Annotated in this window: 18 protein-coding genes; all 18 read right to left on the bottom strand. The window is 49.8% G+C overall.

All coding sequences use genetic code 11. The annotated features are described in order from the left end of the window. Positions 1-60 precede the first annotated feature (60 nt). The 18 genes from DP091_RS27055 to DP091_RS26970 all read right to left on the bottom strand — a co-directional run bounded on the left by DP091_RS27055 (position 61) and on the right by DP091_RS26970 (position 21,839). Positions 61-969, bottom strand: coding sequence for an RluA family pseudouridine synthase (locus tag DP091_RS27055; RefSeq protein ID WP_113061191.1), 909 nt, complete (start codon positions 967-969; stop codon positions 61-63). Further along, a complete protein-coding gene (hemL, locus tag DP091_RS27050) occupies positions 966-2,261 on the bottom strand; it encodes a glutamate-1-semialdehyde 2,1-aminomutase (RefSeq protein WP_113061190.1) in 1,296 nt (431 codons plus the stop codon). Before hemL ends, DP091_RS27055 begins: the two co-directional genes overlap by 4 nt. Before the next feature lie 36 nt (positions 2,262-2,297). Beyond that, positions 2,298-3,296 (bottom strand): porphobilinogen synthase, encoded by a 999-nt coding sequence (hemB, locus tag DP091_RS27045; RefSeq protein ID WP_113061189.1) that lies wholly within the window; start codon positions 3,294-3,296, stop codon positions 2,298-2,300. A 62-nt stretch (positions 3,297-3,358) separates the two neighbouring features. After that, positions 3,359-4,915 carry a uroporphyrinogen-III C-methyltransferase gene (gene cobA / locus DP091_RS27040; RefSeq protein ID WP_113061188.1) on the bottom strand — a complete coding sequence of 519 codons (1,557 nt, stop codon included), beginning with the start codon at positions 4,913-4,915 and terminating at the stop codon, positions 3,359-3,361. A gap of 4 nt (positions 4,916-4,919) precedes the next feature. Further along, positions 4,920-5,876: a hydroxymethylbilane synthase gene (gene hemC, locus DP091_RS27035; protein ID WP_113061187.1), complete on the bottom strand. Its 957-nt coding sequence runs from the start codon at positions 5,874-5,876 to the stop codon at positions 4,920-4,922. Between the two features lie 3 nt (positions 5,877-5,879). Beyond that, the gene (locus DP091_RS27030; RefSeq protein ID WP_258394708.1) at positions 5,880-6,548 is read right to left on the bottom strand and encodes a precorrin-2 dehydrogenase/sirohydrochlorin ferrochelatase family protein; all 669 of its coding nucleotides are present in this window, start codon (positions 6,546-6,548) and stop codon (positions 5,880-5,882) included. Further along, entirely contained in the window at positions 6,548-7,378 is an 831-nt protein-coding gene (gene ccsA / locus DP091_RS27025) for a cytochrome c biogenesis protein CcsA (RefSeq protein ID WP_113061186.1), read from the bottom strand. The genes DP091_RS27030 and ccsA overlap by 1 nt, the downstream gene beginning before the upstream one ends. A gap of 18 nt (positions 7,379-7,396) precedes the next feature. Further along, positions 7,397-8,803 carry a glutamyl-tRNA reductase gene (gene hemA / locus DP091_RS27020; RefSeq protein WP_113061185.1) on the bottom strand — a complete coding sequence of 469 codons (1,407 nt, stop codon included), beginning with the start codon at positions 8,801-8,803 and terminating at the stop codon, positions 7,397-7,399. A 338-nt stretch (positions 8,804-9,141) separates the two neighbouring features. Continuing rightward, on the bottom strand, positions 9,142-9,540 hold the full coding sequence (gene speD / locus DP091_RS27015; RefSeq protein WP_006208786.1) for an adenosylmethionine decarboxylase: 399 nt from the start codon (positions 9,538-9,540) through the stop codon (positions 9,142-9,144). Between the two features lie 289 nt (positions 9,541-9,829). After that, positions 9,830-10,420: a non-ribosomal peptide synthetase module gene (locus tag DP091_RS27010; RefSeq protein WP_113061218.1), complete on the bottom strand. Its 591-nt coding sequence runs from the start codon at positions 10,418-10,420 to the stop codon at positions 9,830-9,832. A 214-nt stretch (positions 10,421-10,634) separates the two neighbouring features. Beyond that, positions 10,635-11,279 (bottom strand): ribosome biogenesis GTP-binding protein YihA/YsxC, encoded by a 645-nt coding sequence (gene yihA, locus DP091_RS27005; RefSeq protein WP_113061184.1) that lies wholly within the window; start codon positions 11,277-11,279, stop codon positions 10,635-10,637. A 17-nt stretch (positions 11,280-11,296) separates the two neighbouring features. Next, positions 11,297-13,633 (bottom strand): endopeptidase La, encoded by a 2,337-nt coding sequence (gene lon, locus DP091_RS27000; RefSeq protein ID WP_113061183.1) that lies wholly within the window; start codon positions 13,631-13,633, stop codon positions 11,297-11,299. Between the two features lie 84 nt (positions 13,634-13,717). Further along, positions 13,718-15,427 (bottom strand): ATP-dependent protease LonB, encoded by a 1,710-nt coding sequence (gene lonB / locus DP091_RS26995; RefSeq protein WP_373456954.1) that lies wholly within the window; start codon positions 15,425-15,427, stop codon positions 13,718-13,720. A gap of 734 nt (positions 15,428-16,161) precedes the next feature. Further along, entirely contained in the window at positions 16,162-17,271 is a 1,110-nt protein-coding gene (ispG, locus tag DP091_RS26990) for a flavodoxin-dependent (E)-4-hydroxy-3-methylbut-2-enyl-diphosphate synthase (protein WP_009590416.1), read from the bottom strand. 114 nt (positions 17,272-17,385) lie between these two features. Further along, the gene (gene clpX, locus DP091_RS26985) at positions 17,386-18,651 is read right to left on the bottom strand and encodes an ATP-dependent protease ATP-binding subunit ClpX (protein ID WP_113061181.1); all 1,266 of its coding nucleotides are present in this window, start codon (positions 18,649-18,651) and stop codon (positions 17,386-17,388) included. Between the two features lie 14 nt (positions 18,652-18,665). Continuing rightward, positions 18,666-19,256 (bottom strand): ATP-dependent Clp endopeptidase proteolytic subunit ClpP, encoded by a 591-nt coding sequence (gene clpP / locus DP091_RS26980; protein WP_006208779.1) that lies wholly within the window; start codon positions 19,254-19,256, stop codon positions 18,666-18,668. 275 nt (positions 19,257-19,531) lie between these two features. After that, a complete protein-coding gene (tig, locus tag DP091_RS26975) occupies positions 19,532-20,854 on the bottom strand; it encodes a trigger factor (protein ID WP_113061180.1) in 1,323 nt (440 codons plus the stop codon). Between the two features lie 145 nt (positions 20,855-20,999). After that, on the bottom strand, positions 21,000-21,839 hold the full coding sequence (locus DP091_RS26970) for a hypothetical protein (protein ID WP_113061179.1): 840 nt from the start codon (positions 21,837-21,839) through the stop codon (positions 21,000-21,002). Positions 21,840-22,255 lie beyond the last annotated feature (416 nt).

Genomic DNA, 22,255 nt, shown 5'->3' with positions numbered 1-22,255 from the left:
TGACTTTTTTGCGAATTGTGCGTGAAAGTTACAGGTTTATTCAGGATCTCGCAAATTTTCTTAACGGCCCGATGTCTCTATGATTCGCTCTCTTAACTCCATCAAATCCAGAGGCCAGGGGGCATTCACTTCAATATCCTCGCCCGAGAAAGGATGAGTGAAGAGCAGACGTTCGCCATGCAGCGCTTGGCGGGGAAACGCCCCTGGTCCTCCGTATAAGGAATCTCCCAGAAGCGGATGTCCCATATGACTTAGATGCACCCGGATCTGATGCGTCCGGCCGGTTTCCAGTCGAATTTGCAGCAGGCTGGCTTTCGGATACACCTCGGATGATAGAATATGCGTGATCGCAGCCTTCCCGGTTAATGAAACTCTCCGACGGCTTGAATGATTGCGGTCTTTGCCTATCGGCAGATCGATTCTCGTCAGATCCTGAGAGACCCTTCCTTGAACGATAGCCGCGTATATCCTGACGATCTTCTTCTCCCGCATGTCCTCGTCAAGCTTTAGCTGCGCATATTCATTCTTGGCGTACAGGACGGGACCTGTTGTATCCTTATCCAACCGATGAATATGCCGGACTGCCGTATGGATGCCTTCGGCTTCGTAATATCCGGCAACCACATGATTCAGGGTCGTCTCGCGGCTCTCGTTGTCCGGATGGACCTCCATTCCGGCCGGTTTGTTCACGACCAGGCAGAAATCGTCCTCATACAATACATCAAGCTCCTGCCATCTCGGTTCGATACCGTAATCCCGGTAAGGAAAAAGGACCAGCCGAAGCCGATCCCCTCTCCATTGTATCCCCTGTTCATGACGAAGCTTACGATACAGCTTCTCGGGCATACCGACCGTTTCCATAAGCCACTTGGCAGCGGCTTCGTTCCGATCCGAATGGCTTAATAGCGCCTTGCCCGGCGTCATCTCCAGCCATTCGCCGCGTTTGCTCCAATTCCCCCCGTAACTCATAGGCTTTTGAAGGCGTTGTAGTTGGCTTCAATCGTAGCATCGATATCTTCTACCGTATGAGCGCCTGAAATAAACATGCCCTCGAACTGGGAAGGAGGTACGCTGACTCCCTCCTGTACCATCGCTGCAAAATAACGACGGAAGCGATCCAGATCACTAGTCTTGGCCGTATCGAAATTGACGACAGGCGTATTCGTGAAGAATGGACATACCATGGAGCCGATCCGGTTAATCGTAAGCGGGATACCGAATTCCTGAGCGTTACGCTCAAATCCTGCCTGTAGACGGGCTCCCCGCTCCTCCAGCTGTTCATAGACGGCAGGCGTCAGCAGCTTCAGGGTGGTGTAACCAGCCGCCATGGCGAGCGGATTACCGCTTAACGTTCCTGCTTGATAGATCGGTCCTGCCGGAGCAATCTGATCCATCAGCTCACGCTTGCCCCCATAAGCACCGACTGGCAAACCGCCGCCAATCACCTTGCCCAGGCATGTCAAATCCGGTGTAACGCCATAACGTCCTTGCGCGCAGTTCAGGTCAACGCGGAATCCGGTCATCACCTCGTCAAAAATAAGCACGCTGCCATAATCAGAAGTGACCTTGCGAAGACCTTCCAGGAATCCTGGCTGTGGAGGGACCACGCCCATATTGCCTGCCACGGGCTCAACAATAACGGCTGCAATCTCTTCGCCGAAACGCTCGAAGGCAAGCTGTACCGATTCCAGATCGTTATAAGGAACCGCTATGGTGTTGGAAGCAACGCTTTCCGGCACACCCGGACTATCAGGAAGTCCAAGCGTAGCGATGCCCGATCCCGCTTTGATCAAAAGGCTGTCAGCGTGGCCATGATAGGAGCCCTCGAATTTAATGATTTTGCTGCGTCCTGTATAACCGCGCGCTAGACGGATCGCACTCATGGTTGCTTCCGTACCCGAATTCACCATCCGTACGACCTCGATCGACGGCACGCGTTCACAGACGAGTTTCGCCATCTTCGTTTCCAATAGAGTTGGAGCACCGAAGCTGGTCCCCTTGGCAGCTGTCTCCTGAAGCGCTTCAACAACCTCAGGATGCGCGTGACCCATAATCAGCGGCCCCCAGGAACCGACATAATCGATAAAGCTGTTGCCATCGATATCATATACCCGGCTGCCTTCTCCGCGATCGACATATATCGGGGTTAGTCCAACAGACTTAAACGCACGAACCGGGCTGTTAACACCGCCTGGAATATATAACTTCGCTTCTTCAAAAGCAGAACGCGACAAATCTTCTTTTCGCAAATCTTGGCTCATCGTATGCACTCCTAACTCTTTCATCGTTAATAACTACTAGCTGCGCATCCAGCGTGCTGCGTCCTTCGAGAAATACGTAATAATAATGTCCGCACCGGCACGCTTCATCCCGGTCAACAGCTCCATCACAATCGCCTGCTCACTGATCCATCCCTGCTGAGCAGCCGCTTTGATCATGGAATACTCACCACTCACGTTGTATGCAACAATCGGCAGATCAAACTGGTCTCGCAGCAATCTGACAACATCAAGGTAGGCCATAGCCGGTTTCACCATCAGCATATCGGCGCCTTCCAGCACGTCCGTCTCCGCCTCGCGAAGCGCCTCTCTCACATTAGCCGGATCCATCTGATATGTTTTGCGGTCGCCGAATTGCGGAGCGGAATCGGCAGCCTCACGGAAGGGTCCGTAAAAGGCCGAAGCGTACTTAACCGAGTAAGACATGATCGGCACATTGTAAAATCCGGCTTCATCAAGACCGGAACGAATGGCTTGGACAAAACCGTCCATCATATTGGAAGGTGCAATAATATCGGCTCCCGCTTTGGCTTGGGAAACCGCTGTACGAACGAGCAGCTCCAGCGACTCGTCGTTTAATACATCGCCGCAGGTGTGGCCGTCACGCTCAAAGGTATGCACCATCCCGCAGTGGCCGTGGTCGGTAAATTCGCATAGGCACGTATCAGCAATCACCAGAAGATCGGGATGCCACGACTTAATGAGACGGGTAGCCTCCTGGACAATCCCGTCATCCGCAAAACCGGATGTGCCCACGCTGTCTTTCGTCTCGGGAATTCCAAATAGGAGCACAGCAGGAATGCCTAGACTTACGATTTCGTCGACTTCCTCTTTCAAGGTGTCCAGCGAAAAATGATAGACGCCCGGCATGGAGGAAATCTCGGATTTCACACCACTGCCATAGGTCACGAAGATCGGCTGAACCAGATCCTCCGTATGAAGCACGGTCTCGCGGACCATGCTGCGAATGCCGGCATTTTGACGCAGCCGACGATGGCGTATGATTGGAAAACTCATGGCGTATACCTCCCAAATGATGTAATTTCGACTTCGTTCACGTATATAAGAAATTATGGATATTATGGCGCAACACGGCGTGGATCGTTCTCGTTCCAAATGCACAAGGCCTTAACCAGACTGTCGACCGTCGCTTCCTCGGCGAGCAGGGATACGTGCAGTCCGGCTTCTTCGGCCGTCTGCGCGGTTAACGGTCCGATGCAAGCAATCGTCGAACCTTTCAACAGTTCGACTGGATCTGCAACGCCCATCCCTTTCAGCACCTTCAGCAGATTGGTTACCGTTGATGAACTGGTGAACGTTACGGCGTGAATGCCCCCATCTTTAAGCAGCTTCAGCAGCTCATCATCGTCTCCGCCGCACAGTACGTTCTCATAAATCACGGCTTCCATCACGTGCAGTCCCATTTCAGTCAGCTTCTCTGGCAGCCACTTGCGTGCCAGATCGCCGCGAGGCAGCAGCACACGCTGACCGGGCTGGAGCTCTGAGCCGTAAGCATCGATAAGGCCTTCCGCCTGGTAACGCTCCTTGATAACTTCAGCCACGACACCGTATTTTCCAAGAGCATGGGCTGTTGCGGGGCCAACCGCGACGATGCGGGCCGAGGCTAAGGCGCGAATATCGCGACCATTCTCCTTCAGGTGGCGGAAAAAGAATTCGACTCCGTTCACGCTGGTGAAAAATACCCAGTCATACGTACTCAGCTTGTCCAGTGCTTGTTGAATTTCGGTAAGCCTCTCACTCCTGAAAGGCATGACGGTTTCGATGACGGGAAACTCATAAGGCTCTCCCCCCAGCTCTTCGATTTGGGATACCAATGCACTGGCCTGGCTTCGCGTCCTCGTGACCAGTATTCTTTTGCCGAAGAGGGGCAGCCGTTCCGCCCACTTCAGGTGCTCCCGCTGAAGCACCACCTGTCCAACAACGATGACCGCAGGCGGCTGAAAATCCGCTGCCTTGACTCTGTCCTCGATGTCCGCCAGTGTCCCCGTCAGCGTATCCTGCTCCGCCCGGGTTCCCCATCTAATAAGAGCCACCGGGGTTTCCGGTGGTCGACCGTGCTTGATCAGCTGATGACTGATATAACCGATCTTGGCCACACCCATCATGAAAATCAAAGTCCCCGTAGCATTGGTAACCTTGTCCCATTGAATCATTCGATCCAGCTTTTCGGGACTTTCGTGGCCGGTAATTATCGATAAAGACGAAGCATGGTCACGATGCGTCACCGGAATCCCGGCATAAGCCGGAACACTGATCGCCGAAGTGATCCCCGGCACGATCTCGTACATGACCCCATGACGGTATAACAGCTCCGCTTCTTCACCCACTCTTCCGAAGATCGTTGGATCGCCGCCCTTTAAACGAACCACCGTCTTGCCTTCCAGAGCATAATCAACCAGCAGCTGATTGATCTGCTCCTGTTTCATCGTATGCCGGTCCGGAAGCTTGCCTACATAGACCTTCTCCGCTCCGGGTTTCATCCATCGCAGCAGCCGAGGACTGGCTAATCGGTCATACACTACGACATCCGCTTTTTCAATGCATTCCTTGCCTTTAATCGTAATCAGGCGTGCATCGCCCGGTCCTGCTCCCACCAGATAAACCTTGCCTGCCATACCCTCAGCCCCTAACTTGTGCCAGTATCTTCTCCGCTCCTTTAGCTTTCAGCTTTTCAGCCACTTCCACTCCGAGCGATTCGGGGTCGGTTCCTTCGGCGCTTTCCTTCAGTATGATTTCGCCGTCAGGTGAACCTACCATTCCAGTTAATTGTATAACGTTTTGTTCTCCGCGGGAATCTCCGGCATCCACATTCTTCAGGACGGCGTAAGCCCCGATAGGCACCTGGCATCCTCCGTTCAGCTCGCTTAGAAACTTGCGCTCCGCCGCAACGGTTCGTGCGGTAACCTCATCATTATAAAGAGAGAGCAAATGCAGCAGGTCAACATCGTTTTCGCGGCATTCAATTCCAAGTGCGCCCTGGCCGACGGCTGGCAGGCTAATTTCAATCGGCAAGTACGACGTGATCCGGTCCTCCCAACCCATACGCTGAAGACCGGCGGTCGCCAGAATGATGGCCTGAAATTCACCGTCCTCCATTTTGCGAATGCGAGAATCGATATTCCCCCTAATCCATTCGATCTGCAGATCCGGCCGGTAAGCCTTGAGCTGACTGGACCGGCGCAGACTGCTTGTTCCCACCTTGGCACCTGCAGGAAGGTCATCCAGCGTTGTTCCTTCTTTGGAGATCAGGCAATCACGAGGGTCCTTTCTTGCCGGCACCGCGCCGGACACCAAACCCTCTGGCAGAACGGAAGGCATGTCCTTCATGCTGTGAACCGCCATATCAATCTCGCCGTCCATCATCGCCTGCTCGATTTCTTTGACAAACAATCCTTTGCCGCCTACCTTGGAGAGGGTAACATCTAGTATGCGGTCGCCCTTCGTGATGATTTTTTTGACGGAGAAGTCATAGTCCAGACCGTGCTCCTTGGCTAAACGCTTTAAGTCATCAATAACCTGTCCTGTCTGTGTCAGTGCCAGAGCACTTTGTCTACTGCCAACTACGATTGTGCGCATCTTTCATTCCTCCTGATTATTCGCAATCCACTGCTTGATCTTGTCCTCACTCCAGGGCACATAACCTTCGCGGCGAATCTCTCCGAGCATATCCATGCGGTACGCCTTGAGCAAAAGCCGCCTGCGTGCTTCAGCGGACTCCACTTCTTCCCTGATCATCGAACGCATCCTATATAAAAAATCCAAATAGTCCTCATACTCAGGCCCGAACTGGTTGTCGAGCTCGTCGCGTATCTCGCGTGCGACCATCGGCCCTGCTCCTGATGTGGATACAGCCAGCGTAAGCCTTCCCCGTCGCAGCACCGTCGGGTTGATAAACGTTCCGGCCTCGCCGTTGCTGGCCACGTTCACCAGTACGCCAAGACGATCGGCATCCTCCGCTATTTGCAGATTCAGCTTGCTGTCATCCGTTGCCGCATGGACCATAAACGCGCCTATCAGATCGTCTGATTGATACTTCCGCTTCGTCCATCGAAGAGTCTGCTCTTTCGCCAAACATTGAAGTTTCTCGCTTCGTAATAAGGGACTTACAATATGTACGATTGCCCCGGCATTCAGCAGGGTGACGGCTTTACGTTCCGCCACCTTGCCGCCGCCGACAATCAAGCATAAACGTCCCCTGCAATTCAGCATAACGGGTACATAATGGTCATCACACGCCATTTTTGCCATCACACTCCTGACCAACTATGGAAAGCGGACCACGTATTGAGAAAGAAGTTCAGAATAATAAACCCATATCCGATTAAAGCCCATATGGCCGCTTCCCTGCCGGACCTTCTCCACAAGCGGCGTTTGATGAAATAAACCAAATACATCGCAAGAGCCGTCAATGTAGACAAAACCTTGATGTCCAAAAACAGGGTCCACCGTCCAGCCATGGCCACTGACATCACGGCCAAGATGAGCGACATGACCAGAATAATCGTCCCGGCCATCAGCGCTTTATATGAATAAACATCCAGCTTCTCCAGACTTGGCAGCCTGCGCATCGTATCATTCCATTGCTTGTGCTTCAGTTTCCGGTGCAGGAACATATAAATCGCCGCAAATACGGCCCCGACGGTCAAAGCGGCGAAGCTGATACTCGCCAAGGCAATATGAATAAGCAAGAGACGATGTTCCGTCTCCCAACTGTGCAATGCATTGTCCCCCGCCGTGAACCATAGACGATTGACCAGCATGACGCTAAACCCGACGAGGTTCATGAGCAGGACGGCAAATTCCGACCGTTTCATATACGCCAGGGCAATCGAAGTGATTGATATGCAGAACGCCAGCAGGAACAGGAAATCAAACAGCGTAAATACCGGAAAGTGAAAATGTCCGCCCTCCATCGCTCTGATGCCGATTCCCGTGAATTGTAACAACGCCGTAATAACAAGAAGCCCTGTGCCTATCCGCTTCGCCACCGGATTGCGTGAAACGCAATCCGAGATATAAAACAGAAGGCTCAGGGCATAGATACAAATGCCGGTGATATAAATTAAGTTTAACAGCATGGGTTGTACTCACCCTCCTCAAAGGGTGGCTGGGGCCAGAGACACCTTGAGCGGTTTCTCTTCTGCCTGCTGATCTACAGCATTCTTCGACCGTTCAGCTTTAACGGGTGCAGTTATTTTCTTGTTGCGGCTGCGGGATTCCTGCTCATTCTCATGGATCAAGCTTTCCAGCGCAAAGATTTGTGAAAAATAATCCAGTGCTTCACCGCCCTGCTTGCCGCCCGTCATTTCCTTAATCCGGTTAATGGGATCATGCATCATCTGGTTAACGATGCTCTTGGTCAAACGACGGATGACTTTTCGCTGGCGTTCATCCAGTTCCGGAAGCTTGTTAAACAAGCTTTCCATCGTTTCTTCATGAATGGCATTCGACTTCTCCTGCAAGGCCCGAATCGCCGGTCTGACACCAAGCGTCTTCAGCCATGTGTGGAATGCATCCATCTCCTCTTGAATCATCACTTCAATCTTCGCTGCTTCCGCCCGGCGCATTTCCATATTGGTCTCTACGATGCCTTCCAGATCATCAATATCGTACAGGAACACGTTGGAAACTTCCCCAACCGCCGGATCAATGTCCCGTGGCACAGCAATATCAATCATGAACAACGGGCGGGACTGGCGTTTCTTCATGCTCTCTTTCACCCGCTCCGCGTTCAGAACATATTCATTCGAACCCGTTGAGCTAATAATGATATCCACGTCATTCAGCAAATTCTTGGCTTCGGCAATGGTGCATGGCGTCCCTTTGAATTTGCTTGCAAGTTCCTCAGCACGGCTAAGCGTACGGTTGGCCACGATTACTTCAGCGGCACCGTTGGCATAAAGATGCTTTACGGTAAGTTCGCTCATCTTGCCTGCGCCAAGTATCATCACTTTTTTATCGTTAAAAGCCCCGAAAATTCGTTTACCCAGTTCCACCGCTGCATAGCTGACAGAGACGGCACTCTCTCCGATCGATGTCTCCGAATGAGCCCGCTTGCCGAGCGTAACGGCTTGCTTAAACAACATATTGAACCAAGTACCCGTGGCATTCTGCTGCTGCGACGTCAAAAAAGCATGGCGCACCTGTCCCAGGATCTGCGTCTCTCCAATGACCATGGAATCCAAACCGCAGGTAACCTTAAACAGATGGGAAATCGCTTGTTCGTCTTCATATATATAGAGGTGCTGTGTAAATTCTTCACGATTAATGCCGAACCACTGTTCCATAAAACTGCGGATAAAGTAGCCGCACATATGAAGGCGGTCTACCACAACATAAATCTCAGTTCGGTTGCAGGTAGCGACAATGACGCCCTCCAATACGCTCTTGGTCGAATTAAGCTGCTCTAACGCCTTGGGCATGTCTTCTTCCGAGAATGTAAAGCGTTCTCTGACTTCCACAGGCGCCGTGCGATAGTTCAACCCAACAACGACGATGTGCATTGCATGTTCACCTGCCTATTTCTCCGAGTAGTTTTGCCGTTCACAACGGACTTCCTTGACCTTGTTCATTATATCACAGTATGCTGAACAGCCTTGTCTATTTTATGAAATGTTTATGAAATCCCCATACTTCTTCGTTCCATTCATGAAGCTTTCTACCTGTTTGATCGCACCTTACTATTGTGGATATAGAACAGCTTAGATATACGTGTTATTTAGCACGAAATCTCATTTCAGAGAACGACTGCCTGGAATTCCGCCGACCCCCTCATGTTCTCAAAATAAATAACCATGGAAAAATCCATGGTTATCAGTATACGCATTTTTTAGAAGGCTGGTTAAACGAGTTCAGCCTGTTTCATCTCAGGCGTTTCCACGGTCATTTCGCCGAGTCCGCGCACGAGTTTCTTGGCATAACATTTTTCAGGTTTCAAAGCGGATACCAGATAGTCAATAGCCAACTGCGGATCTACTGTCTCCCCGCAGGTATAACAGTCAATCGCAGCAAAACCTCTCTCAGGGTATGTGTGAATCGAGAGATGGCTTTCCGACAGCAACACCAGCACAGTCGCACCTTGTGGTTCAAACTGCTTGGATTGGACGGACAATACCGTTGCTCCACATGCTTCAGCGGCTTCCACCATCTGAGCTTGTAAAAATTCTGCACTGTTCAATAGTTCAAAATCGACTCCCCAAGTATCAACAGCAACGTGTCTTCCGAAAGTTGAGTATTCCATCTTCCGGGTTCCCCCTTCCTAGGAATAAAATGTTTGAAAATTTCATCCGCTAGGACCTACGTCATTCACTTCCCGAGGGAATAATCTCTCGCAACATTACATGTCCTGAGTGAATCCTGGTTCCTATATTCTTTTCAACGAGATTAAAAATAACATCTATGACGCTTAAATGCAACACCTTTTTCGAAAATAACCCATAAATATTTTACAGCTCAATATATGTTCGTCTGAACTACTTGGTGTCATGGCTCCAATAATAAAAAAAGCTGCCCTGTTAAGGGCAGCCTCCTTAGGCTTCTAGCACGAATAGGCGTTGATTAAACTGTCGCAGCCGCTCATCTATCGTCTTCGTAATAAGTTTATCATTCCCTGCTGCAATCCGCTGGTCCAGAAGCACGTTAATATGATGCTGGATGGATTTGATCTCTTTCTCTGCTTCATTGCTGTTGAAGAGTCGCTGCAGCTCTCCTGCCGTATTCTTGTACTCATAAATGACAATGCTGTCGTTCCCGGCGACTTGCGTAATTCTGTGCACCGTTCCCGCATGGTAGTCGTAGCTCATCGTAAAGCCGCGATAAATCCGATTCACTTTACCTGATCCCTTAAAAGCCGCAAACAATTTGCGCACGGCATTTGTCAGATGGGGAGTAACCAATCGGCACGACAGCTCACAGACGTACAAGCCATTCTTGCGTTCAAAGGGCAAATGAACTTCTTCCCCGCTTTCATCTTCGAGCACGAACTCCTGCTCTCCGCTATCCATGACTTTTACCCGGTTAGTAACCCGGAAAGCTTGGGTATATTGCAGAAATTGATCCATTTGAATATCCGTCATTTGCATTGTGGCATTAACATATTCTGTGGCTAACCGCTGAGCCATAAAAATCTCCCTCAATTCTTTTAACTTACTACCATTATACAGCAGATCCAAGCGGTCTTTCCTGCCGTTCGAACGAGAATATCCATCATATTTCATAAAAAAACGGAATTAGCCGGAATCAGAGCGATATTTCCCGCAAGATGCTCACTTTCCTATAAAGAATACACCGATTCCCTATATTACCCTCGAAAAAAATATCACGAAATGAACCGGATCAGGATTGCTCTTTGCCTTCCGTTTCCGAATCCAAATAAGTCTCTTCCTCGTCATCCTTTGTCCCCATGTGGGACTCCATGATTGCCCATAACTCATCTTTACCCAAACCGAGCTCGGATGAAAACATGACAAAAGAGTGATAGGGTTTGAAGCCGAGTGTCTCCTTCACAATCTTTACATGCTTCTGGCGGCGTGTTTTCGGAATCTTGTCCGCCTTGGTTGCGACCACGCATACCGGCCGGTTATAATGCTGCAGCCATTCATACATGCTGATATCGTCTTTTGAGGGTGGGTGACGCATGTCCACGATTAATAATACAAGCTTCAGTTCTTCCCGGCTGAGTAAATATCTCTCAATCATTTCGCCAAATGCCGCACGCTGAGTCTTGGATACCTTCGCATAACCATAGCCGGGGAAATCGACCAGATACAGGTCGTCATTCACCCGATAATAGTTGAGTTGCTGGGTTTTCCCCGGTGTTGCACTGGTACGGGCCAGGTTCTTACGGGATATCATACGGTTAATCAGTGATGACTTGCCCACATTGGAACGCCCTGCCAGAGCAATTTCCGGCAAGGCGTCCTCAGGATATTGAGCAGGTACGACAGCACTGATGACAAACTCGGCTTTCGTAACTTTCATAATTTAGACTTTCCTCTCTAGTGCACTCCCGCTTGTTCAACGAGCGCATGCTCCAGAACCTGATCCATATGGGATACCGGAACGAATTCAACGTCGTTCTTCACGCTGTCAGGGATATCACGCAAGTCACGTTCGTTATCCTTAGGGAGTAATATTTTTTTGTAGCCGGCACGGTGGGCTGCCAGGGATTTTTCTTTCAAGCCACCAATCGGAAGAACGCGTCCCCGAAGTGTAATTTCCCCCGTCATGGCCACATCACGGGCTACATGCCGTTTGGTTAAAGATGAGATAAGAGCCGTCGCAATGGTAATGCCGGCTGAAGGACCATCCTTTGGAATGGCTCCTTCCGGGATATGGATATGGACATCCAGCTTCTCGTGGAATTCGGGATCAATGCCCAGTTCTACCGCTTTCGAGCGGGTAAAACTGAAGGCGGCTTGAGCCGATTCCTTCATCACATCGCCAAGCTTACCCGTCAAGGTCAGCTTGCCGGTACCAGGCACCACGGTTACCTCAATGGTCAATGTTTCGCCGCCCACTTCCGTCCATGCAAGCCCTGTTACCGTGCCGACTTGATCTTCAAGCTCGGCCATGCCATAGCGAAACTTCGGAATACCGAGATATTCCTTAATATCGTCAGCCTTAATCTCAATGGATTCCGATTGATTGGTGACGATCTGTTTGGCGGCTTTGCGGCACAGCGCAGCCACTTGCTGCTCCAGATTCCGCACCCCGGATTCACGGGTATACTCCCGGATCACCTTCATGAGCGCTTCCTCGTCCAGAATCAACTGCTCCGGCGTCAGCCCATGTTCACTCTTCTGCTTGGGCAGCAAATAACGATTGGCGATCTGCAGTTTCTCCAGTTCCGTATATCCTGGAATGTACAGTACTTCCATCCGGTCCAGGAGCGGTCTTGGAATGTTGTGAAGCACGTTTGCCGTCGTGACAAACATGACGTTGGACAGATCAAAAGGAATCTCCACGAAATGATCGCTGAACGTATTGTTTTGCTCAGGATCGAGCACCTCGAGCAGGGCGGAAGACGGGTCACCGCGGAAGTCGGATGCCATCTTATCGATTTCATCCAGCAGGAACACAGGATTCATCGACCCCGCCGTTTTCATGCCTTGAATGATGCGTCCCGGCATGGCCCCTACATAAGTGCGCCGGTGGCCACGGATTTCCGCCTCGTCTCTTACTCCGCCTAAAGAAATACGAACGAACTTGCGCTCCAGAGAGCGGGCGATGGACCGGGCCAGTGATGTTTTACCGACCCCCGGAGGGCCAACCAGACATAGAATAGGCCCTTTCATCTTTTTCACCAGCTTTTGCACCGCCAGATATTCCAGCACGCGCTCCTTCGGCTTCTCGAGACCGTAATGATCCTCGTCCAGCACTTGCTCCGCTTTGACGATGTCCAAATCATCCTCAGTCATGTTGGTCCAAGGCAAAGCCAAAAGCCAATCAACATAGTTCCGAATCACGCCGCCCTCAGCAGAACTCGCCGGCATTTTTTCGAGTCGGTCGATTTCCTTCTCCACCTTCTCGTGTACGCGCTCCGGCAGTTCAAGCTCCTGAAGCTGACTTCGGAGTTCCTCTACTTCCCCGGAACGGCCTTCCTTGTCGCCTAGCTCTTTCTGAATGGCCTTCATCTGCTCGCGCAAATAGTATTCCTTCTGGGTCTTCTCCATTTGCTTTTTGACCCGCTGGTTAATCTTCCGCTCCAGCTCCAGCACTTCACGCTCGTTATTCAGTATATCTAGAAGTTTCTCGAGCCGTTTGCGAACATCAATTGTTTCGAGAATTTCTTGCTTATCCTTGATCTTCAGTGACAAATGACTCGTGATGACGTCTGCCAGTCGACCCGGCTCATCAATATCGGAAACGGCCGCCAGTGTCTCTGGTGTCACTTTCTTCGACAGATTGATATAATTCTCAAACTGAGACAGTACGGTTCGCATTAATGCGGAAACTTCAGGGTCATGATTTTCTTCTTCGGGAAGTTCCCGAGCGATGACCTCATAGTATTCCTCTTGATCCGTATATTCAATAACTTCCGCCCGTTCCATACCCTCCACTAGCACACGTATGGTACCGTTGGGAAGCTTAAGCATCTGGCGTACATTCGCAACTGTGCCAATCCGAAAAATATCATCCTGCGTCGGTTCTTCAATGTTCACTTCCGATTGAGAACATAGGAGAATCAAATTGTCTTCAACCATCGCCTTTTCTAAAGCCTTTACCGACTTCTCCCGGCCTACATCCAAGTGAAGCACCATGCTTGGATAGACCAAAAGACCTCTCAAAGGCAGTAAAGGAAAACGACGACCTTTGGATTTACTGGGTCCCATCGCTTTCGCACCTCCAATGGCTCTCAATGTTGACACTGTTCCTATTTTATCAAATCTGCGTATAAAAAACCAACCATACGAAGCTTAGCATCCTCCGGCGTCCGTTATTTTACCGTTACGCGGAGGCGTCGCCTGCAGCAATGAAGCGGAAGAGGCTGGAAACACCTCGTTTGCAGGGAGCTGTACAACCTCCGGAGCGAACGATCCGCCAAAAATATGGCCGAATACTTCGTCCACCGATTCGACCGGAATGACCCGCAAACCGCCGCTCAAATCCTGAAACAGCGTCTGCCAGTTGTCCTTAGGGATGATCACGCGGGTCGCGCCTGCCTGGAATGCTGCCTCCACTTTAGCGATGACCCCGCCTATCGGTTTTACTTTTCCATGAATGCTCATCTCGCCTGTCATGGCGACTTTGTTATCGACTTCAATCCCTTTCATGGCCGAGACGATCGCAGTAGCCATCGCAATACCCGCGGAAGGGCCGTCAATCGGCGTTCCTCCAGGGAAATTGATATGCAGATCATAGTTTTTCGGCGTAAAGCCCATCGAACCCAGCACGGTTAGGACATTCTCGATCGAGCCTTTGGCCATACTCTTGCGACGCAGCTTGCGTGAACCTCCGCCAAATTCCTCTTCATCCACAACCCCGGTGATATTGTAGGTACCCCGGCCCTTCTCGACAGGAACCGCAGATACTTCAATTTCAAGCAGTGCCCCCATATTCGGGCCATATACAGCCAATCCGTTGACTACGCCAATCTGAGGCTTCTCCGGTATTTTCCGGTCGGGCCTTGGCTGAAGCTGGCTGCTGCTGGCTACCCATTCCACGTCCGCGGCCCGCAGCGAATCCCGTTTCTCCGTCAATGCAAGACCGGCAGCCAATTGAATCATATTGACCGCTTCCCGCCCGTTAGAGCAGTACTGCTTCACCACTTCAACCGCTTCCGGCGCAGCATTCAAACCAATTTTCTGAATGGCATCCTCTGCGATCCTACCGATCTCTTCAGGCAAAAGCGGACGGAAAAAAATCTCCATGCAGCGTGAACGAAGCGCAGGAGCAATCTCTTCGGGCGAACGTGTCGTAGCACCCACCAGACGGAAGTCTGCCGGAAGTCCATTTTGAAAGATATCGTGTATATAGGCAGGGGTATTGGCATCCTCAGAATTATAATATGCACTTTCGAGCAGCACCTTGCGGTCCTCCAGCACTTTTAAAAGCTTATTCATCTGAATCGGATGCAATTCCCCAATTTCATCAATAAAGAGGATCCCGCCATGGGCCTTGGTCACCGCTCCCGGCTTGGGCTGAGGAATGCCTGCAACCCCCATAGCTCCGGCACCTTGATAAATCGGATCATGAACAGACCCGATGAGTGGGTCGGCAATCCCGCGTTCATCGAAGCGAGCCGTCGTGGCATCGATCTCTGTGAATTTCGCGTCATATTTAAACGGAGACTGCGGGTTCTTCTTGGCTTCCTCCATCACCACGCGTGCGGCTGCCGTCTTCCCGACTCCCGGCGGTCCATATACAATGACATGCTGGGGATTTGCGCTGCATAAAGCGGCCTTTAAGGCGCGCAAGCCGTCCTTTTGACCCACGATGTCATCCATCGTTTGCGGCCTTGTTTTCTCAGCGAGCGGTTTCGTTAGCGATATCGACCGGAGTTTACGGAGTTTGTCGAGCTCCTTGCGCGATTCCCGATCCACCGCTGTTTTGCTTGTCTTCTGCCCGCGCAATAAATTCCAAAAATAAATGCCGATGATGACCGCAAAAAACAGCTGCACCAGCATAATCACGATACTTAAATTCACAAGTCATTCCTCCTGTACTCCATTATGTCTTCATCCAAACGTTAATACATGGTAGTATTGCCGATTCCTTGGATGGTAAAACGCTGGAGGGGGAACAAATTGTAAAAGAGGGTGATTTAATCAGGATGCGCTGACAAAGTAAAAGTATCAAAATGGATGGAAGATAATTTAGTGAGACCATTCAGTGAGACGCTCCAGTAAGACGCCGGGTGTGACGCTCCGCGTACGTATCGTTCCTCCGATCGCTGTTGTTTCCGAATTTCATGAATGACGAGTATCAATGTAGAAATTCGGAAACAGCTTATCCTTCCGATGCGAGTTTTCCTGCGGAAAATTTTCAGCCGAACGCATCCGCTTCTCCGAAATCGATTCGTCCGCTCCGCTGATGCGACGTCAGTTATCCTTCTTCATCGTGGGGGTGGGAGTGGGTAGGGCTGAGCTTCATAAAAAGAAGCTCAATAAAGAGCAAGATATAGTTAGTGAAAAATACATTGGAACGGGCGCCTGCAAGTCTTACCGTGTCAGAAAAATAAACAGGTTAGGTTTGTCCTGATTGTCATCGCTACACTTTAGACCGTTCAAAGAAATTTTAAGAATATACCCTGCCATCTCTACTCCTACAAAACAACAAAACGGCAATCTCTTGTAGTCCAGAGATTGCCGTTTTTATATTAGAGATTGAAACTACCTATACGGAAACTTAGTTATCCAGCTTAAACCGTGGATTTGTGCTTGCGGCCCGGAATTTCGCCCGTCTCCTCGTACACCTTCACGATATGATCGATTTCTTTCTTAAGCTCTTCAACCATGGTCGCTTCCGGTACCTTACGAATCATCTCTCCGTAACGGAAGAGTAGACCTTCGCCACGTGCTCCCGCAATCCCGATGTCGGCCTCCCTAGCCTCACCGGGACCGTTAACGGCACAGCCCAGAACGGACACCTTAATCGGCACTTTGATCTTCGAGATGTACTCCTCGACCTCATTGGCAATGGAGAACAGGTCGATATCCAGCCGTCCGCAGGTCGGGCATGATACCAAGGTTGCCGCATCCGAGATCAGACCGAAGGATTTTAGCAGTTCCCGGCCCACCTTGATCTCTTCCACTGGATCGGCACTCAAGGATATGCGCATCGTGCTGCCGATTCCAAGGGACAATAATGCTCCAAGCCCGGCGGCACTCTTGACGGTACCCGAGAACAGGGTGCCTGCTTCGGTAATACCTAGGTGAAGCGGGTATGGTATTACTTCCGCGGCCTTCGTGTAAGCTGCAATCGCCATCGGTACATCAGAAGCTTTAAGCGAAACGATGATATCATGGAAATCCAGTTCTTCCAGGATCCCGATATGATACAGGGCGCTTTCCACCATGGCTTCCGGTGTCGGGTACCCGTATTTTTCAAGGAGATGATTCTCCAAGGAACCGGCGTTAACCCCGATCCGAATCGGAATCCCCTTCTCTTTGCATGCTTTCACGACAGCTTCGACCTTTTCACGCTTACCGATGTTTCCCGGATTGATCCGGACTTTATCGATACCGTTCTCGATCGCCATCAAGGCAAGCTTGTAGTTAAAATGAATATCCGCCACAAGCGGAATATGAATGCGTTTCTTGATTTCCTTAATGGCCGCAGCTGCTTCCTCATTGTTCACCGTTACCCGAACGATCTGACATCCCGCTTCTTCCAGACGGAGTATTTCGGCAACGGTCGCCTCCACATCTGCTGTTTTGGTGGTGCACATGCTTTGAATAATGACTTCGTTCTTTCCCCCAATGGTGAGATTCCCCACCTTGACGGGCCGTGTGTCTTGTCTCAAAAACATGGTACGATCTCTCCCATATAACGCCAAAGCTCCACTCCAGCAAAACCCAACTGGGTATAACTGGAAGTGGAGAATCAGCGTAGATTTATTCCACGTCTAATGTGCTAAAGCACATTAGGCGCTTTCTTCTTGTTTCTTGTCGTCTTCGTTACTTTTGGCTTGCAGTTCAGGGATCACTTTATCACGAACGACCTGCTCCGTAATGACGCAATCCTTAATGTCATCTCTGGACGGCACTTCGTACATTACGTCCAGCATGATGCCTTCAATGATCGAACGCAGTCCGCGTGCACCGGTATTGCGCTTAATGGCTTCGCGGGCAATCGCTTCTAGCGCGCCTGGCTCAAATTTGAGGTTTACGTTGTCAAATTCAAGCAGCTTTTGGTACTGCTTCGTCAGCGCGTTCTTCGGCTCGGACAGAATACGTACCAATGTTGCCTCATCCAGCGGTTCGAGTGTAGACACAACTGGCAGACGACCAACGAATTCCGGAATCAAGCCGAATTTCAACAGATCTTCCGGCAGAACCATCGTCAGGTATTCACCTGGCTTAAGATCCTTCTGGTTTTCTCCGGATGCATTAAAGCCGATAACCTTTTTACCGATCCGGCGTTTAATGTACTGTTCCAATCCGTCAAATGCTCCGCCGCAAATGAACAGGATGTTCGTCGTATCGATCTGAATGAATTCCTGATGCGGATGCTTGCGTCCGCCTTGCGGAGGCACGGAAGCAACGGTGCCTTCAAGAATTTTCAGCAGCGCCTGCTGAACCCCTTCACCGGAAACGTCGCGGGTAATGGACGGGTTCTCCGATTTACGAGCCACTTTGTCGATCTCATCAATATAGATAATGCCGCGTTCCGCTTTTTCCACATCATAATCCGCTGCTTGAATCAGCTTCAGCAGAATGTTCTCAACATCCTCACCCACATAACCGGCTTCGGTCAGTGAAGTTGCATCTGCAATGGCAAACGGCACGTTAAGAATTTTGGCCATAGTTTGCGCGAGCAATGTTTTACCGGAACCTGTAGGTCCGAGCAGCAAAATATTACTCTTTTGCAATTCTACGTCCTCAATCTTGCTCTGGGTGTTGATCCGTTTATAGTGGTTATAAACAGCAACGGAAAGGGATTTCTTCGCCTGATCCTGACCGATTACATATTGATCCAGAATGTCACGAATGTCGCGCGGTTTCGGAATATCCTTCAGATCCACTTCTTCCTCATGGCCGAGTTCTTCCTCAACGATCTCTGAACACAAGTCAATGCACTCATCACATATATAAACACCGGGCCCCGCAACCAGCTTGCGGACCTGCTCCTGCGATTTACCGCAGAAGGAGCATTTCAGCTGCCCTTTGTCATCGTTAAATTTAAACATGCTATTACCACCCCTTAAGATTTGGTCGGTGAAGACAGAACATCATCAATAATACCGTACGCCTTCGCTTCCTCCGCGCTCATGAAAAAGTCGCGGTCTGTATCGCGTTCGATTTTTTCAAGGGGCTGACCCGTGCGCTCCACATAGATTTGATTCAGCTTATGTCTGGTCTTGATGATCCAATCTGCATGGATTTGGATATCGGATGCCTGACCTTGAATACCGCCAAGCGGCTGATGAATCATCACTTCACTGTTCTCGAGAGCATAGCGTTTTCCTGGCGCTCCCGCAGTAAGCAACAGCGAGCCCATGCTGGCAGCCATGCCAACGCAAATCGTGGACACATCAGGCTTGATCAACTGCATCGTATCATATATACCCATCCCGGCTGTAACCGAACCGCCAGGGGAATTGATGTACAAAGAGATGTCTTTTTCCGGATCTTCCGCAGCTAGAAACAGAAGCTGGGCAATGACAAGATTGGCAACATCGTCATCGATCGCACTGCTGAGGAATATTATGCGATCCTTCAGTAATCTTGAGTAGATATCGTAAGATCTTTCGCCTCGACTGGTTTGTTCCACAACCATAGGTACAAGACTCATGCGACCAACCTCTTTTCCTTGAAAAATATACTACAGCGTTACAAAAGTTATTCTAACATGTTCAAAGCACGATGTCATTTTTTAACCCTGCTTACATTCTATGAACTTGCCAAGAATTATATCCTGCCAACTTGTCTCATTATGTATGTCGAAATTAATAACCAATTCATGTCACAATTAGTAGTAAATTGGCTATTCTTAGTTAAAAATAAGGCACGCATGAAATGTACGTGCCTTATCTAATGTGAGGGCAGCTTAACGCAGCTGCCTATTTATTATTCTTCAGTTGCTTCTTTTTTCTCAACAGGAGCGCCTTCTACGCTGTTTTCCAACAAGAAGTCGATTGTTTTGCGAAGAAGCAGTTCTTCACGAAGGCTGTCAAGGGAACCGTTAGCACCCAAGATGCTGCGGATTTCATCAGCAGGACGTTTGTACGTGTCAGCCATGTTCTCCAGCTCTTTGTTGATTTCCTCTTCAGATACTTCGAGTTTTTCTTCTTTTGCGATTTGCTCGAGCACGAGGTTGTTGCGAACGCGCTTGGCAGCATCGTCTTTCATTTGACCTTCCAGATCGGCATTCGTTTGGCCGGAGAAGCTAAGGAACATTTCCAGGTTCATGCCTTGCTGGCGAAGACGGTTGTCGAAATCGCGCATCATGTTTTGAACTTCAGATTGAATCATAGCGTCAGGAATTTCAACTTCAGCGTTAGCTGCTGCTTTTTCAACGGCTTCGTTCTCGCGAACGCCTTGCGCTTCTTGCTCTTTGCGAGTCAGCAATTGTTTCTTCAGATCTTCCTTGTACTCGTCAAGCGTATCGAATTCACTTACGTCTTTAGCGAATTCATCATCCAGCTCAGGAAGCTGCTTGCGTTTGATTTCGTGAACTTTCACTTTGAAGATGGCTTGTTTGTTAGCCAATTCTTCAGCATGGTAAGTTTCAGGGAATGTCACTTCCACGTCTTTGAAGTCACCAGTAGCCATTCCGATCACTTGGTCTTCAAAGCCTGGAATGAACGTGTTGCTTCCAAGCTCAAGGGAATAACGCTCAGCTTGTCCGCCTTCGAAAGGAACGCCGTCAACGGAACCGTCAAAGTCGATCACAACGATATCGCCAGACTGGGAAGCGCCTTCGTCAATAACGGTAAGCTCAGCATGACGTTGTTGCAGACGCTCAAGCTCTTCGCTCAGTTCCTCGTCGGAAACTTCAGCAGCTACTGCAGCAACTTCGATACCTTTGTATTCGCCAAGTTTAACTTCTGGTTTCACAGTTACTCTTGCTTTGAACTTGAAAGTTTCGCCTTTAGCGAATTGCTCGATGTCTACTTCCGGACGATCCACAGGGAAGATATCCGCTTGTTCTACAGCTTCGCTGTATACTTCCGGAAGAAGGATGTCGATTGCATCCTGGTACAAGCTCTCAACGCCAAAGCGCGCTTCGAAGATCGAGCGAGGTACTTTACCTTTACGGAATCCAGGTACATTTGCTTTTTTAGCTACTTTATTAAAAGCTTTGTCGAGGGCGGATGCAACGCGCTCCGCATCAACCTCAACGTCAAGAACGCCAAGGTTCTTCTCTATTTTTTCCCAAGTTGCTTTCATTTATGCTTTCCCCTCCAAAATAATTCACGTGGTCGACGCAATAATGTATCACGTACCGAATAACCACTATAGTATAAACAACATTAAATTCTTTTTCAAGGGCGAACCCTTATGCTACGATACCGTAAACGTTTTCCAACTCTGGCTAATCTTCCACGCCAGCTGCCACAAATTGCTTGAGAGATCGATAGGCTCCCTCATAGCGGAACCTCATGGTGTCCGTTATGCCGTAGAGCGGACGGATTTCCTCCTCATTGCGAAACCCTTTCAGACTCTCCGACACAATGTCATGCAGAGCAGCCGCCCATATGTCGAGCGTGGATTCTTCTTCATCCAGCATGGAATGGTAATCCTCGGTGCCGTAAATCGCCATGATGAACTGAGACCATAATTCCTGTGCAAAATAAAACAATGTCGGTTCATGTACCTCAGTCTGATCGGCAACTCGCTCCAAAATTCTCGTAATGGCGTCCGGGAAACCTCTCGGGTCCAGGGGAACCGTATCGATCTCAATCTCGACGGCTTCCTGCCCGCGATGAAGGCTCACATGCCCTTCCATCCCTCTTCTCCGCAGCGTTTGCAGCACCCGAAATTGCAGCAGCGGATGAAGCGGCGTATCATGCAGCCACTCGACCAAAATAGCATCGATCTCCGGACGGTCCAAATAAGCAAGCTGTTCCAGCGCCAAAATGGTTTGCTCCGTCAGCGGTCCGTTCATGACCGAAGCCAGCAGCTTGTCGGCATATCCGGCATCCTGGGCTACTTTATCCCTAACCATCTGCCTCGCCATGTCCGCTTCGTCCGGATCCTCCTCCTCGGGCTCTGCTTCGTTAACTGAACGGGGTACAGCCTGTTCCGGAAATGCAGCTTCAAGCCAGTCGAGGAGCGAATTCCACTCTTCATAATGCCGTTCATTCTGTCCGCCGCATTTCAGCAGAAAGCGCAGAACCTCCATTGCCTCACCGTAACGTTCATTCTCGAGCATAACCGTAAGCTGAATCTGGTAATAATCCAGCGTCTTCGGAAACAGGATGATGTTCTTGTCCTCTTGTTCTTGGGAGTAAGAGTCCTTGATAAGGACACCTCCTTTCTAGTCCTGTTTTTCGTATTCGTTGATTATAGCATATGTAATGCCAAGTTAAAAAAAAGGCAATCGTCCCTCGTGCGTTGCCGCATCCGGCAACAAGTTGACGACTATTTTTATATATTTCAGCTTATATTTTATCAATATAACCCGATATGCTGCACTCATAATCTTACAGTACTAATAATCTTTGCAGCTTAAAATAATGATTGAAATTTTTCCGCGTATGTGATAATATATTTTTTGCTTGAAAAATTCCTGTGTCCCAGTAGCTCAGCTGGATAGAGCAACGGCCTTCTAAGCCGTCGGTCAGGGGT

The organism is Paenibacillus sp. MDMC362 (assembly GCF_003269305.1).
Lineage (GTDB): Bacteria > Bacillota > Bacilli > Paenibacillales > Paenibacillaceae > Paenibacillus_AQ.
Note: the sequence above shows the minus strand (reverse complement) of the source record. Positions and strands in the feature narration are given on the sequence as shown.